Source organism: Sediminibacterium salmoneum NBRC 103935, from assembly GCF_000511175.1.
In the GTDB taxonomy this organism is placed as follows: domain Bacteria; phylum Bacteroidota; class Bacteroidia; order Chitinophagales; family Chitinophagaceae; genus Sediminibacterium; species Sediminibacterium salmoneum.
In genome coordinates this window covers 3,143,032-3,156,619 of record NZ_KI866530.1, presented here as the reverse complement: position 1 = coordinate 3,156,619, position 13,588 = coordinate 3,143,032, and the positions used below count along the sequence as shown (strand labels likewise).

The 13,588-nt window shown below is 39.4% G+C and carries 14 protein-coding genes, 1 tRNA gene and 1 pseudogene; 2 read left to right on the top strand and 14 right to left on the bottom strand.

Annotated elements, in window-relative coordinates; translation table 11 throughout:
• Positions 1–47: 47 nt before the first annotated feature.
• The 12 genes and pseudogenes from P767_RS0114630 to pth all read right to left on the bottom strand — a co-directional run.
• A pseudogene (locus P767_RS0114630) lies at positions 48–914 on the bottom strand (AAA family ATPase); the annotation flags it as partial.
• Between the two features lie 15 nt (positions 915–929).
• A complete protein-coding gene (locus tag P767_RS0114625) occupies positions 930–1,484 on the bottom strand; it encodes an ATP-binding cassette domain-containing protein (protein WP_216593242.1) in 555 nt (184 codons plus the stop codon).
• A 215-nt stretch (positions 1,485–1,699) separates the two neighbouring features.
• The gene (locus P767_RS0114620; RefSeq protein ID WP_172637555.1) at positions 1,700–2,719 is read right to left on the bottom strand and encodes a putative phage abortive infection protein; all 1,020 of its coding nucleotides are present in this window, start codon (positions 2,717–2,719) and stop codon (positions 1,700–1,702) included.
• Complete coding sequence (locus P767_RS0114615; RefSeq protein ID WP_026765124.1) at positions 2,712–3,359, bottom strand: hypothetical protein; 648 nt, start codon at positions 3,357–3,359, stop codon at positions 2,712–2,714. Before P767_RS0114615 ends, P767_RS0114620 begins: the two co-directional genes overlap by 8 nt.
• Positions 3,359–3,793, bottom strand: coding sequence for a TIR domain-containing protein (locus P767_RS0114610; protein ID WP_026765123.1), 435 nt, complete (start codon positions 3,791–3,793; stop codon positions 3,359–3,361). Before P767_RS0114610 ends, P767_RS0114615 begins: the two co-directional genes overlap by 1 nt.
• Positions 3,794–4,085: 292 nt before the next feature.
• Complete coding sequence (locus P767_RS0114605) at positions 4,086–4,565, bottom strand: hypothetical protein (RefSeq protein WP_026765122.1); 480 nt, start codon at positions 4,563–4,565, stop codon at positions 4,086–4,088.
• A 229-nt stretch (positions 4,566–4,794) separates the two neighbouring features.
• Positions 4,795–5,538, bottom strand: coding sequence for a tyrosine-type recombinase/integrase (locus P767_RS17300; RefSeq protein ID WP_051417380.1), 744 nt, complete (start codon positions 5,536–5,538; stop codon positions 4,795–4,797).
• A gap of 205 nt (positions 5,539–5,743) precedes the next feature.
• Complete coding sequence (locus P767_RS17295) at positions 5,744–5,956, bottom strand: DUF2442 domain-containing protein (protein ID WP_216593241.1); 213 nt, start codon at positions 5,954–5,956, stop codon at positions 5,744–5,746.
• A gap of 240 nt (positions 5,957–6,196) precedes the next feature.
• A tRNA-Met gene (locus P767_RS0114590) sits at positions 6,197–6,270 on the bottom strand.
• A gap of 46 nt (positions 6,271–6,316) precedes the next feature.
• Positions 6,317–8,383, bottom strand: a complete 2,067-nt coding sequence (locus P767_RS0114585) for an alpha-ketoacid dehydrogenase subunit alpha/beta (protein WP_026765121.1) — start codon at positions 8,381–8,383, stop codon at positions 6,317–6,319.
• Positions 8,383–8,994, bottom strand: coding sequence for a fumarylacetoacetate hydrolase family protein (locus P767_RS0114580; RefSeq protein ID WP_026765120.1), 612 nt, complete (start codon positions 8,992–8,994; stop codon positions 8,383–8,385). Before P767_RS0114580 ends, P767_RS0114585 begins: the two co-directional genes overlap by 1 nt.
• Positions 8,995–9,044: 50 nt before the next feature.
• A complete protein-coding gene (pth, locus tag P767_RS0114575) occupies positions 9,045–9,620 on the bottom strand; it encodes an aminoacyl-tRNA hydrolase (RefSeq protein WP_026752539.1) in 576 nt (191 codons plus the stop codon).
• A 67-nt stretch (positions 9,621–9,687) separates the two neighbouring features.
• Here pth and P767_RS17805 point away from each other — a divergent pair, with 67 nt between their 5' ends.
• The gene (locus tag P767_RS17805) at positions 9,688–10,965 is read left to right on the top strand and encodes a sensor histidine kinase (RefSeq protein WP_026765119.1); all 1,278 of its coding nucleotides are present in this window, start codon (positions 9,688–9,690) and stop codon (positions 10,963–10,965) included.
• Positions 10,966–11,016: 51 nt separating this feature from the next.
• Here the strand turns inward: P767_RS17805 and P767_RS0114565 are convergent, their stop codons facing one another.
• Positions 11,017–11,607: a 50S ribosomal protein L25 gene (locus tag P767_RS0114565; protein ID WP_026765118.1), complete on the bottom strand. Its 591-nt coding sequence runs from the start codon at positions 11,605–11,607 to the stop codon at positions 11,017–11,019.
• Positions 11,608–11,647: 40 nt separating this feature from the next.
• Positions 11,648–12,601, bottom strand: coding sequence for a ribose-phosphate pyrophosphokinase (locus P767_RS0114560; RefSeq protein ID WP_026765117.1), 954 nt, complete (start codon positions 12,599–12,601; stop codon positions 11,648–11,650).
• 74 nt (positions 12,602–12,675) lie between these two features.
• Here P767_RS0114560 and radC point away from each other — a divergent pair, with 74 nt between their 5' ends.
• Positions 12,676–13,365 (top strand): RadC family protein, encoded by a 690-nt coding sequence (radC, locus tag P767_RS0114555; RefSeq protein ID WP_026765116.1) that lies wholly within the window; start codon positions 12,676–12,678, stop codon positions 13,363–13,365.
• The last annotated feature ends 223 nt before the right edge of the window (positions 13,366–13,588 follow it).

Below are 13,588 nucleotides of genomic sequence, written 5' to 3'. Positions count from 1 at the left end.
GAGTGCAATAGCCCAGCTTTTGCAATGCCGATGTTGGAAGCAGTTATTTACGCTTTAAGTTTGTTTGAAAGCTTGTTGCCAAGATAGTTACAGAGTTTATTGTCAGAAAAATCTTTCGCAATTTGATCGGTAATTAGCTTTCCGATAGTCTGACCAACTGCTATCTCCCATGGTTTCGCTGAATTCGTTAAGCCTATTAAAATATTTCTGATTTCTTTCAAATCAAACTCCTTCCTATTATACCCAGAGTTTTTAAAAGCTTGCATGACTGGAAATTTTTCATGGGTATTAAATGCTAAAAGCCATTTTTCAATTTCCTCTTCTATTTGTGGCCATGTGGTTCCTAGTGTTACTAAAACTTCGTCACAAATAATAAGATTTTCTATGGCTCTAAATGAAATTTTGAACCTAACCAAAGGGGGCAAATCGTCAATGTTTTCATAACCTTCATCTCGGTCTCGTAATGAATATGCAACTGCATTATCGTAAACACCGTTAATTATTTCTATAACTGCAGCCTCGTACGCCGATAAATTCCCAACGCCATCAACAGAACAGGGATATAACTTTAGTTGTCCATTAGTACTTCTAATTGCTTGTTGAAAAATTCGTGCATCATCTTCACCTTCAACTAAAAAAATAGGGCTTTGATTAAAAATATTTGAAAGCGGGTTTGCTCCGAAAATTGGCAATATGCCTTGGTACATGTTGTTTATAGGCTTAAAGGTTGCACTCGAACTTTTGTTTGAGAGAATCGAAAACCTTGCTTCAGCATAATTAAATAGTGATCCAAGAATAGCAGTACTATGTGTCGCAATGATTATAGAAAACTTCTTTGTAGCAACTAATTCAATGAGAAAGGAAACAAATTTAGATTGCAAGTCAGGATGCAAGTGTACATCTGGTTCGTCTAATAAGAGAAATTTTTGCTATGTGGCATCGCATGATTTTTCAAAAGTTAAGCATTCGATTGCAAGTGCAATTATTTCGGACTCACCACTACTTATTTGCTGCGGTTCTATTTTAGCTTCGGGGTCGATTGTGAAGATGTCAAAATCTCCTTTAGTACCCCTAACAATTTTTACATTTGTCAACAGGTTATTAATCTTCTGAATTATAGTATCAAATGTTTTTGTGAAATCAGCTCTTATTTCATGATTTTTTTCGATTTCTCTTAGTGATAGAGTCTCAAGTCGTCGGTACTGTGTAACTGAATAATGCTTGAATGAGGGCCATTGGTTTTGTCGTTTTTGATCTTTTGCCCAATTTTCACCTGCAATTACATTTTGTTCAACCCCTGCCTCATAACGCAAAGAACCACCTCTCTCTGGGGTTACATAGTTTATTTCACCATTATTTTGTTGAGTTAGAAAACTTTCCAATCTTTTAAGTAGTCCACTTTTTCCACATCCGTTTTTTCCTAAGAGCACATTGATTTTGGATAAGCCAGTTAAAATAAATTGTCCTTCTTGTATTAAATCCATAAAATATAATTGCTGCCAACGGGCAGGTATTTGCGAAGGCAGGGAATTCATTGCTCGTCCAGCCCGGAACAAATGCCCAATTGAAGATATGTTGTTGAAGTTAAAAACTAATGATGAAGATTGAACGTCGAGCCCGAACTGCTGTTGATGCTTGCACATAGTTGCGGTTACAAAGTCCAGCCCTGCTTTTGCAAATACTTTTGTTGGCAGCTGGGCTATGTGTATTTTTTTTCAAGTTCAATTCTGTTTGGTGTCGGGGCATTATCAGTTTCAAAAAAGATATCAGGAAAATAATCCTTTGGCTCAATTTGTCTTGTGAATCCTATCGGTATATTTTTAATGAAATTATATTTTGTAATTAGTTTTTTATCGGGGTCAGTAATTTGTTCAGAAAGCTCCCAAGGTTCACCTAATGTTGAAATTGAATTATAAAGAAAAATAGCTTGCTCGTGAGTGCTAAGTTGTGCTCTTAACGTCTTTATGTAATCATATTTTTCACGATAATTTAGTAATCCATTTTGGTCATTAATGTAAGTGACCGTTTGAAAAAGATGTCTAAAATAATGACCTAAAACGGATTGGTAGCCGTCATACTTCAAAAATTTTCTTTGTGAAGGTTCCTTTGACTTATTTTCATCTTTTGTAGTCTGATGCTCGTTAATTAGAAATTCTAAACAATTTTCTCTAAATTCTGTATACAATTCATCATTGGAAATAATCTCCTTAATTTTTGATTTTAAAAATCCAGTAACAGAATTATTGACACCGAAGAATGTAATTAGATAAGTAATTTGAATGACATTTTTTTTCCAAACTGACTCTGAAATATTTGCTTTTTCTAAGGGATACCAAATAACTACAAATTCATATAAGTCGTGAAATTCATCTTTGATATCAATAAATACTTTTCTCCCAAATGTTTTTTTAGATTGCATCTCTGATGCATTGTCACGGTGTAATTTTAGTAATTCAAAAAAACGGGTCTCAACTTGCAGTCTTGAGTTTGCTCGTCGCTGTTGTTTTAATGTTTCAAAGAGTAATAAAACTCCAACGAGTGCCACTATTGTTCCAACAAATCCACCAACAATATCACCAAATTGTCCCCAAATGCTAGGTTCAATTTCTCCACTACTTAATTCACCAGTGTTAAAAATGAAAGCAATTGCAAAGAATACAGTAAAGCAAATTCCTACTATTATCAGAACTTTCCCATTTTTTTCATTGTCTTTAAACATATTCTGTTGAGTAATTAATGACCAGTTCCTGTTGGTCTTTTTTTTTAAAATCATTAAAATGTTTGTATGACAAATAAAGTAACGAAATGATAATTATTCCAAATAGTAGAATTGTGTCAATCCAAAAATTCCAATTCTTATATAATCTATTCAAATTATTCTTTTCAACGAACCATTTAGCTACCGAAATTAACACCAATGCCAAAGGAAATATTATTGTATAAATCCTGTCAACTACGGAGGAAAGCCAAGGATAATGGTCTAAATAATTTTTACCTTCTCTTAATATTTCAAAAGGCTTCAACTTGTCTGTTAGCCTTGCCTCAATTTCGTGTATGTATGAGTAGTGTTTTTCGATTACAAAAAGAATTTGGAAGTACATTATTACAACCCACAATAAAGCGAATAAAAGTATGTGAGTTATGTATTTGAAATTTATAAGGACATCACCAACATTTTTTTTGACGATTTCATTTGAAATTTCAACTGTCTTTTCAGGGTTACTAATTTGAAATGATAAAAACATCAACAAACAAAGAATTGTAATTGTATAATAATTACGTCTTTGAATGTATGTCTTTATATTTTCAAATGTATCCTTATAGTGGTCGTAGTATATTTCAACTGATTTTTCTTCCATTACTTTCTTGAAGCTTCATTTAGAGCATTAATAATTGAATCTTTTGTAAAACTCATAGCCCAAGAAGCATTTGCACCTAATAATTCATTTGGGCTTTCATACTCTCTGTCCAATTTAACCGCTACAAGTCTATTGCGATTGGCTTTGCTTTGTGCAATTTCAAAATTTATCCAGTTCTTATATCCAATAAAATCCGCTTTAGGATGCCTTTTGTTAGCATTTTTTCCAATAATGACAAGGGTATACGTCGCATTTCGGATTGAGGCTGTTAAAGCAGCTTTTATTCTGGAGACGTCCCAAGTATCAATTTCTCCTGGGGTTAAATCACTTATATAAAAATCAAATTCGGGATTTGCGTCCCACGCCTTTAAAAGGTTCCTATAATTTTTGTCGTCATCATAGTCAAAACTAACAAACACTTTTTTCTTTGCCATATTCTTTATGTTTAAGTTATCAAAATTAAAATTTATCAAGGTCTTTTAAATAATTATTAAATGCTCAAGTTTTGCTTTCACTTTTAAGTATACTGTGTCTTGAAAGCCTTGCTGCCAACGTCCGTGGCTTTACGCTGGTTGGATAATCTGTGTTCCTACTGCTGGCTTGGCCACTAAAAACTCGATTAGTTAAAGCCAAATTACTTAAGCCCATTTGAAATACCAAAGCTGATGGGCCATTGCTGAAAGCCCAACTTGCGTAAAGCCTTCTGTTAGCTGTAGTTAACATTAATCAGAATCTTTTCCCTATAGAAAATCCAAACCAAGGTACTAGTCCATACTTATTTGCAATTGGTGTCAAACTAATTCGCCATATTAAGTTATTATTTGTGTGTCTTCTATAACCTATACTAGGAACAAAGTTTACAAAATGATCTCCATTTAAATTTTTCGAGTCACCAAATAAATTACCATCAATTCGGGTCCATGTAGCACCAAGGCCTGCGTCAATAAATGATTTTTCATTATTTAACTTAAACAGATAATTTATGCCTACTGGAATCGTCAAATAAAAAGCATTTTCTGAATAAACCCCAACTCCTAATCGCAATCCAAGTCCTGGCTGTTTTGTTAATTGTCTCTCATAATTTAAAGATGTAAAAAGTCCATTTCCAGCCGCTTCGAAATAAATGTCATTCCTTTTAAATCCTGTCTGTCCGTAAGAACATACTACATAGAGTGAAAAAAATAATAAAAATGTAAATTGCTTCATAAGTCTTTTTATGTCATTTAAATTACAGCTAACACTTAAATTTACGCTACCCCCAAAAGAGAACAATGGAAATAGGCATTAAGCGTCATTGTTTTAATATTATAGTTTTTGTATTGTTATTACGTTAATGCATTTATACAATTATTATTGTCGGCTAATTCGCTTTCAATTATACAAAAGCAATTGTCAGTAACTCTGAAGACTACCATTCTATCTGCCGCTTCTTAAATTAGTCATCTAAAGGGCTTCCAATATTAACCAGTTGCTTTTTGCTAACATGCAAATAACGCTCTGTAGTCCTTATATCAAGGTGGCCAAGTAAATCTTTAATGTATCGTATATCCGTTCCCTTATCTAACAAATGGGTAGCAAAACTGTGCCTTAAGCTATGTATACCCACATCTTTAACAATACCTGCTGCACTCTTTGCATTACTAAAAATCTGTTGAACCGTTCTTGTAGGATAAGCATCCCCTGTCTGTTCCGATTCAAAAAGAAACACTTTGGGTCTTGGCGTGTATTGCTTAAAATATTCCCGCAAAATATCCAGTAATACTGGGCTTAAATTCACATAGCGGTCTTTCTTTCCCTTCGCATTTTCAATAAATATCTGCAGCCGCTCACTGTCTATATCTTTTATCTTCAAACGCACAATTTCACTTACCCTCAAACCTACACTATACGAGGTAAACAGCATTGCCTTGTGCTTTTTATTGGTGAGTGCATTAAATAATCTGCATAGTTCGTCTTCGTTCAGCAGTTTAGGAAGCTGTAATGGCTTCTTAGGTCTTGGAAATTCCCAGAAGAACCGATCCCTTCTTAAAACTTGCTCAGAATAGAACTTAATGGCATTGATCCTAGTATGTAACGTATTCTCAGAGAGTTTCAATTTTTCAAAACAAAAGACCAGGTATTTTTTCAAATGTGCTGGCTGTAAATCATCCGCAGGTATATTGCCAGGTAATTTTTGCATAACAACAGTTGGTTATTTTCATAACCATTGGTTTGTAGGGGTTACTGTTGTTTGTTAAATATAGCAAAGCTTCCTGAGTCCCAGACATAAATGTCGCAGGTCAGTGAATACTAACAGTATATTAATTGGGGAGGAATATTTAAGAAACAATTGGGGTAGTGTGAATGTAATAAAAAAGATTGTAATATCAAAAAATCAGCAGGGATTATTGCAAGAATGCTTCTACCGACAAATCTTCATCAATCAATGGCCAATGAATACCGTAACCAGACGGCGAAATTTTAAAGTATGACCTTTCTATTTCAGTAGCATTAACTAGTTTCTCTGAAACTTTAGAAATTGGCAACTCGAAAAATTGACCATCTATTTTTACTCGAATAGTGGCGCCTTCAAAAACCAATGATTCTATATGATGCACATGTAGAATTTTAAATTTTTTTAAAAATGGGAATTTGAAGTTAGGGAAATAAATGCTGTTTGTGATGTGATAGGGAATTGTCGTCGCAGCGGAGCTGCGCCGACTTTCTTGTTGGGGGGCTTTACAAAGCCCCGCGGCTGCTCCGCAGCCGCTACTTGTTATTCCCTCCCGCTTACAAAAACAAGTTTTTGACGCGGTCGGAAACAACAAGCCCCAACTCCATGTGAAGTCAGGGCTTTGTAGCGAGGATGGGAATTGAACCCATCACCTCAGGGTTATGAATCCTGCGCTCTAACCAACTGAGCTACCTCGCCGTCCTTTCGGGGTGCAAATATAGGGGGTTTCGGTAAAAAGAAAAAGCTAGTAGTTCAACAATTTGCCGATTCTTTCGGCTACTTTATTGGCAGTGGGTAACATGGCCGACTCCAGGGCTACGTTTATGGGTACTGCGGGTAGGTTTTTGGAGCCCATTACTTCTACTTTGGCGTCCAAAAAGTGATAACAATCGTTGGATATTCTTAATGCCAATGCTTCGGCAAAGGAGTTGTTCTGTTGTTCCTCGCTTAACACCAGTACTTTTCCGTGTCTTTTTACTGCGGTAAATACGGTTTCTTCGTCCAGTGGAAACAGGGTTCTCAGGTCCACGATTTCTACCTGGCCTGCATATCTTTCAGCTGCGGCTTTGGCCCAGTAAACGCCCATTCCATAGGTGATTACGCATAGGGTCTCGCCCTTGCGGACCATATCTATATCGGCCGATTGTACCACATTGGCTTTACCCAATGGCAATACATAGTCTTTAGAGGGTTCGGTAGTGCGGGCTGTGTCCGTTCCGGGTACCTTGCTCCAGTAAAGTCCCTTGTGCTCCAGCATGATTACCGGGTTGGGGTCTAGGAAGGCAGCTTTCATCAATCCCTTCATATCTGCCGCATTCGATGGATACACCACTTTGATTCCCTTGATGGTTAACAAAGTGCTTTCAATGCTTCCGCTATGATAAGGTCCACCGCCGCCGTAGGCGCCTACGGGTACACGCAACAGCATTTGTACCGGATATTGTCCGTTTGATAAATAGCAGGATTTGGATACTTCCGTTACCAGCTGGTTAAAGCCCGGATAAATATAATCGCCAAACTGCACTTCCACAATGGGTTTCATGCCCATGGCCGATAAGCCCACGGTAGATCCAATGATATAGGCTTCCTGTATCGCGGTGTTGAAGACTCTGTTGTCTCCGTATTTCTCTGCCAGTGTTGCGGCTTCTCTGAACACACCGCCCAGTCTTCCACCCACATCCTGTCCGTATAGTATCGCTTCTTCGTGTTCGGATAATATTTCGTCTATCGCATGCAATGCCGCGTCTACCATGAGTATGCGCTCTGCTCCCTTCGGTACGCGCTCTCCCACTTCTTCTCTTACCGGTGTAGGAACAAATACATGTTCTTCTACTGATCTGATGTCGGGTTCTGCAGCTGCCTGTGCTTTCTTAAAATCTTCTAATACCAATTCCAATGCATCGGCTTCTATCTGATTGATCTCTGCATCGGTAAAACCCACGCCCGTTAACAACAATCGTAGTTTTGGGATGGGATCGTATAAGCCGTGTTTTAATAAGTCTTCGCGGCTACGGTAAAATTCTTTTCTTACACCACTGGTATGGTGCCCCAACAAAGGCACTTTCGCGTGTACCAGCACGGGCTTGCGCTCATTGCGGGCATAGTTCACGGCCTGCTCCATGGTTTCAAAACAGCGCATGAAATCGCTGCCATCTACCTGCATGCGCTTTAATCCCTTAAAGCCGCTTGCATATTCGTAAGCATTGGTGGTTCTGATTTCATCGGCTGTGGCACTGATGCTCCACTGGTTATCTTGTACCAAATAAACAATCGGTAATTCTTTCAATACTGCAAACTGCAAAGCTTCACTCACTTCCCCCTCACTCATACATCCATCTCCCAAGGAACAGACTACTACAGGAGATTTGCCATCTGCCGACTTGCGCAATCGGCCCGGTAAATTCTTTTCTAAATGTTGTACGCCCTGCGCCAAACCCGTGGTGGGTATGGCTTGCATGCCGGTTGCACTGCTCTGGTGTATGATGGAAGGACGATTCGGATCCTTACTGCTCGGATGACAGTAATAAGATCTACCGCCCGAAAAGGGATCGTCTTTTTTCGCTAGCAATTGCAGCATTAACTCGTAGGGAGTAAAACCAACGGCCAGCATTAAGCTGTCGTCTCTATAATAAGGGCTTACCCAGTCGCAGGGCTCCAATTGCAGACCCGTGGCCAGTTGTATGGCTTCGTGTCCGCGCGATGTGGAGTGCACATATTTACATACCGCACGATTGGCATCGTAGGTTTCACTCATAGACTTGGCAGTCATCATGAGTTTATAGGCTTGTAATAATATGCTGGGTGTTAACATTATTTAATCTCGAGTTCGAACATTTTTTGATCCGCTAAAAATCCCTGCAGCTTGTCTCCTACCAAACACTCTCCTACACCGGCAGGGGTTCCGGTATAAATCATGTCTCCTATATTCAACGAGAAATAACGGGAGATATGTGATACAATATGATCAAACGAAAAAATCATGTCCTGTGTATTGCCCAACTGTACCTGATTCCCATTCTGGTTTAAAGAGAATACAATGGGCCCTTTGCGCATCTCTTCACTAAAGAGTACCCAATTACCGGCTACGGCTGAATTGTCCCAGGCTTTGGCTTTTTCCCAGGGCAGTCCTTTCTTTTTCAGATTGGCCTGTATATCGCGGGCGGTAAAGTCGATACCCACGGTAATGGCATCGTAATATTTATGGGCCTGGTCTTCGCTTACGTATTTGCCATTCTTGCAAATGCGCAATACCAGCTCTACTTCGTAATGTAATTCGTTGGAAAACTCAGGATAATAGAATGGAGTATTGGGCTGCAATAATGCAGTCTTCGGTTTCATGAAAATAACCGGCTCTTCAGGAACAGCGTTGCCAAGTTCTTTTGCATGATCGGCATAATTTCGGCCAACGCAAAATATTTTCATAGTACAGCTCATTATATTCCATCACTATAACTATGAAAGGGTGTATTTTATTATGTAAAGCTTAAATTATTTGCCGTATTCATAGTTTTTTCCAGCCCAATAGCGGCAAATGACTCTATAATCTCCCCACAGGCCACTATTTTCTGGTTCACGATATACTGTTCTTCGGCCAGCCATTTGCCCAGCACAAAGTCTACCTGTCGGCCCTTGGGGAAATTATTCCCGATGCCAAATCGTAGTTTGGGATACTGGTCTGTGCCCAGCACCAGCTGGATATCTTTGAGGCCATTGTGTCCTGCATCCGATCCTGATCCCCTTAACCTTAATTTATTCAATGGCAGGGCCAAATCATCTACAATAGTAAGGGTTTGGGCCGTGTCTATCTTTTCCTTGTCCTGCCAGTATTTAAAAGCCCTTCCACTCAAATTCATATAGGTAGTGGGCTTGATGCAAATAAAGGTTTTGCCCTTCCATTTCACTTCTGCCACATCGGCCAGCCGGTCGTTTTTGAAAAACCCATTGTGCTTGCGCACAAAAGCATCCAGCACGTCAAAGCCGATATTATGGCGGGTATGTTTATATTCTTCGCCGATATTTCCTAATCCTATAATTAAAAACTTATTCATGGTCTGCAAAAATAACGGCTGTGAACAGATAATGTTATATTTACACTATTAATAAACTGTTTGAACCGTGATTTCCTTTATCCTGAAAGGCTGGAATGCTTTAGCCAATATTGGCGTTACCGATGATTTGCCTTTTCTGGAAAAGAAAAAAACCCAGGTGACCAATCTGGTTATCGGTATTGGACTTCCGCTGTTTCTTTATTTTTCTATAGTAAATGCGCTCGACGGACTTCACCTGCTGGCGGTAATGAATTTCACCCTTTTTGTGGGGGGTACCCTGATCCTGATTATTCAGTCGAGACGGCAATTGCACCTGGCCCGTTTTATAGTAGTGGTGGTTACTTCCTCTATTTTCACTACCCAGAGTTTATTGTTTAGAAACGGTAATGAAATATTGTTGCTGGTTAACCTGATTGTTACCATTATTTATTATTCCGAAAAGCGTTTTATCGTTTTCATTACTACTGTTAATGTTATTTGTTATGTGTGGGTTAAATACGAGTCATTCAATCCACCCATTTACGAGACAGTATCGAACGGAAGGGTTATTTTTAATGTGTGTTGCGGACTACTGTCTTTTGTAATTGCCCTTCAATATTTCAAGTTTGAGCAATTGAATAGTCAGCGTGCTATCCAACAGAAAAACGACGAACTGGAAGCCCTGAATAAAACCAAGGAAAAATTATTTTCTATTATTGCCCATGATCTGCGCTCTCCTATTGCGCAAATTAAAAGCACACTCGATCTGGTAAATCGCGACTTTATTTCCAAAGAAGAATTCCACGAACTGTCTCATCATTTTACCAAACAGATCGATCAGCTGCAGGACAATATGAACAACCTGCTTACCTGGAGCCAGAGTCAGCTGAACGGTATTGTTACCAAGCCCCAGGCCGTGAATGCTTCCATCATTATTAAAGAAGTAATTGAGCTGCTGAAACAACAGTGGTTGGCCAAGGATTTGCAGATTCAGTTTGAAGCTTTTGACGATTTGGTTTGGATGGATCCCGACCACCTGAAAGTGGTTGTTCGCAATCTTTTATCGAACGCCATCAAGTTCAGCAAAAAGAAACACAGCATTGTAATTAACCATTCCCGTAATAATAAAGAGTTAACCATTTCGGTTCGGGATACGGGTATGGGAATGCCCCAGAAACAATTGGATTCCCTGTTTACTGCGGAAGAAATTATTTCAACCCATGGTACCGATAAGGAAAGAGGTACGGGCTTGGGATTGAAATTGTGCAAGGAGTTTTTAGACAAGAACAAAGGAGAAATCTGGGCCATCAGCGAGCAGGGAATCGGTAGTACTTTCTTTATTAATATCCCATTGTATCAGCCATAAAAAAATCCCGATTGTATAACAACCGGGATTCTCTTGTATAAGAAGTTGTAATTATTTCTTCTTTTCGTCTTTTGCTGCAGAAGCTTCTTCTTGCTTTAACTGACGAGTCATTACTACAGAAGCAATTGGAATACGTGGAGAGTTCAAGATTTCCATGTTAGCCGCTTTCACGTCTTCAACACGGATATTTCCGTTTAACTCAAGGTTGGTAATATCTACTTCAATTGCAGAAGTTAGATCCTTAGGAAGTGCTTTAATTTTTAAAGACTTCATTTTGGTTACCAACTTACCACCACTCTTTACACCCACTGAAGTACCAGTGAACTTTAAAGGTAATGTAGCGATTACTTTTTTGTTATCTACTAGCTCCAATAAGTCTACGTGTAGTAGGCTATCGGTTACTTTGTCGAACTGTAAGTCTTTCAAAATACATTTGTATTTTTTTCCACCTACAGAAACTTCTGCCAACTGAAATTCACCAGTGTACACTAATGGCTTGAAAGCCTTAGCCGGAGCATAGAAATTAATCTCCTCGGCACCCCCGTAAATTACACCCGGCACATTTTCCTGAGAGCGAATCTGGCGGGCGGCTTTTTTGCCATGTTCGGTCCTCAGAACACCTTCGATTGTAATTGTATTCATGTTTTAAAATTTTGGACGGCAAAAGTAAGGAAAATCCCTGTTATCTGCGGTTTTTTAACTGAGAATGTATGAAAAGACTGGTTATGCTCTTGTTTTCATAGGCATTCCGGATGGCAATAGCGAACAAATCAGCCACGGAAATGACTTTTATTTTGCTCGACTCCTGCTTCAACGGAATGGTATCACATACCACCAGCTCTTCCAAAACGCTATTTTCTATATTTTCGTAGGCTTTTCCACTTAATACTGGGTGGGTAATCAGGGCTCTTACGCTTCTGGCTCCCTTTTCCTTTAGCAAAGCTGCTGCTTTGGCAAGGGTTCCGCCTGTATCGCAGATATCATCTACCAATACAATGTCTTTACCTGTTACGTCACCAATTACCACCATACTGGCGATTTCATTGGCTCTTTTGCGGTGTTTGTCGCAAATCACCATTTCTGCATTGAAATAGCTGGCTACTTCACGCACCCGGTTGGTACTACCTACGTCCGGTGCGGCAAATGCCAAATTTTCCAGCTTCAATTGTTCTATATAGGGGATAAATATCGCTGAACTGTCCAGGTGGTCCACGGGAACATCAAAGAATCCCTGGATCTGGGCGGCGTGTAAGTCCATGGTGATTACACGGTCTGCACCCGCAGCTTCCAGCAATGTGGCAATTAACTTAGCGCCAATGGCTACCCTGGGCTTGTCTTTACGGTCCTGACGGGCAAATCCGTAATACGGAATTACCGCAATTACCTTGTAGGCACTGGCTCTTTTAGCCGCGTCTATCATTAACAACAGCTCCATTAAGTTGTCGGTGGGAGCATACGTGCTTTGCACTAAAAAAACATAATCACCGCGGATACTCTCTAAGAAAACGGGCTGAAACTCGCCGTCGCTGAATTTCTGGATATTGATTTTACCAATGGAGGCTCCAAAACGCTGGGCAATTTTCTCGGCCAATTTCTGCGATCCTGTACCAGAAAAAATTTTAACAGAAGGATTCATATGATTGTGGGTAAGGCGCAAAGGTATTTAAATAAGAATGGTTTTCGTATTTTGATTTAAGCAATGTTTATATTATGAGGAAATTTTCTATTAAAGATTGGGCGGTGGATGATCAACCCCGCAAGAAGCTGATGCAGCGCGGTTCTTCGGCCCTTTCCAATGCCGAACTTCTGACCATTTTAATTAATAACGGGAATGCATTCCTCAGTGCCAACGACATTGCCAAACACTTATTAATGGCCAGTGAAAACAGTTTACAGAAACTCGCTGCTATGAGTGTGAAAGACATGGTTAACCTGAAAATAAAGGGCCTGGGCGAGGCCAAAGCCATTGCCATTGCGGCTTCCCTTGAACTGGGCATCCGCCGCCAGGCAGATCCCATCCAACAAAAACAGGTGAGCAGCAGCAAAGACGTTGCCGGCTATTTGCAGAATACCCTTCAATTTTTACAAAGAGAAGTTTTCGCCATTTTATTACTGAACCGCGCCAATCGCATCATTCATTTTGAAATTGTGAGCGAAGGGGGCATCACCGGTACAGTGGCCGACCCGCGCATCATTTTAAAGAAGGCGTTGGAGCGCAATGCCACCGGAATTATTCTATGTCATAACCACCCCAGCGGCAACCTGAAACCCAGTCATGCGGACGAAATGCTGACCAAAAAAATTAAAAATGCGGCTTCTTTTTTAGACATTTTGGTGACGGATCATATTATTGTGAGTCATGAAGGATATTTCAGCTTTGCGGACGAGGGGATGCTTTAGATTAAATTATAAGGGAGTTCAAATAATTTGATCACTAGCTGCTTTTTAATAGAGCTGTTTCAAAAATTTGCTCACTCGCTGCCCTGAATTGCTTCATTATATATTATCAATCCATGTTTATTTATCTTTTCAGCAATTCAGAAATGCTCTTTCGCAAATTTTTTGAAACCATCTTTTATCTATAAATCCAATAGCTAAGTTCGTTCACAAATTATTTGAAACT

Excerpts from the sequence above, each read along its gene's own strand:
- P767_RS17300 (WP_051417380.1), bottom strand. The coding sequence starts at position 5,538 with ATGCAAAAATTACCTGGCAATATACCTGCGGATGATTTACAGCCAGCA.
- P767_RS0114625 (WP_216593242.1), bottom strand. The coding sequence starts at position 1,484 with ATGGATTTAATACAAGAAGGACAATTTATTTTAACTGGCTTATCCAAA.
- radC (WP_026765116.1), top strand. The coding sequence starts at position 12,676 with ATGAGGAAATTTTCTATTAAAGATTGGGCGGTGGATGATCAACCCCGC.
- P767_RS0114620 (WP_172637555.1), bottom strand. The coding sequence starts at position 2,719 with ATGTTTAAAGACAATGAAAAAAATGGGAAAGTTCTGATAATAGTAGGA.
- P767_RS0114560 (WP_026765117.1), bottom strand. The coding sequence starts at position 12,601 with ATGAATCCTTCTGTTAAAATTTTTTCTGGTACAGGATCGCAGAAATTG.
- P767_RS0114585 (WP_026765121.1), bottom strand. The coding sequence starts at position 8,383 with ATGTTAACACCCAGCATATTATTACAAGCCTATAAACTCATGATGACT.
- pth (WP_026752539.1), bottom strand. The coding sequence starts at position 9,620 with ATGAATAAGTTTTTAATTATAGGATTAGGAAATATCGGCGAAGAATAT.
- P767_RS0114615 (WP_026765124.1), bottom strand. The coding sequence starts at position 3,359 with ATGGAAGAAAAATCAGTTGAAATATACTACGACCACTATAAGGATACA.
- P767_RS0114605 (WP_026765122.1), bottom strand. The coding sequence starts at position 4,565 with ATGAAGCAATTTACATTTTTATTATTTTTTTCACTCTATGTAGTATGT.
- P767_RS0114610 (WP_026765123.1), bottom strand. The coding sequence starts at position 3,793 with ATGGCAAAGAAAAAAGTGTTTGTTAGTTTTGACTATGATGACGACAAA.
- P767_RS0114565 (WP_026765118.1), bottom strand. The coding sequence starts at position 11,607 with ATGAATACAATTACAATCGAAGGTGTTCTGAGGACCGAACATGGCAAA.
- P767_RS0114580 (WP_026765120.1), bottom strand. The coding sequence starts at position 8,994 with ATGAAAATATTTTGCGTTGGCCGAAATTATGCCGATCATGCAAAAGAA.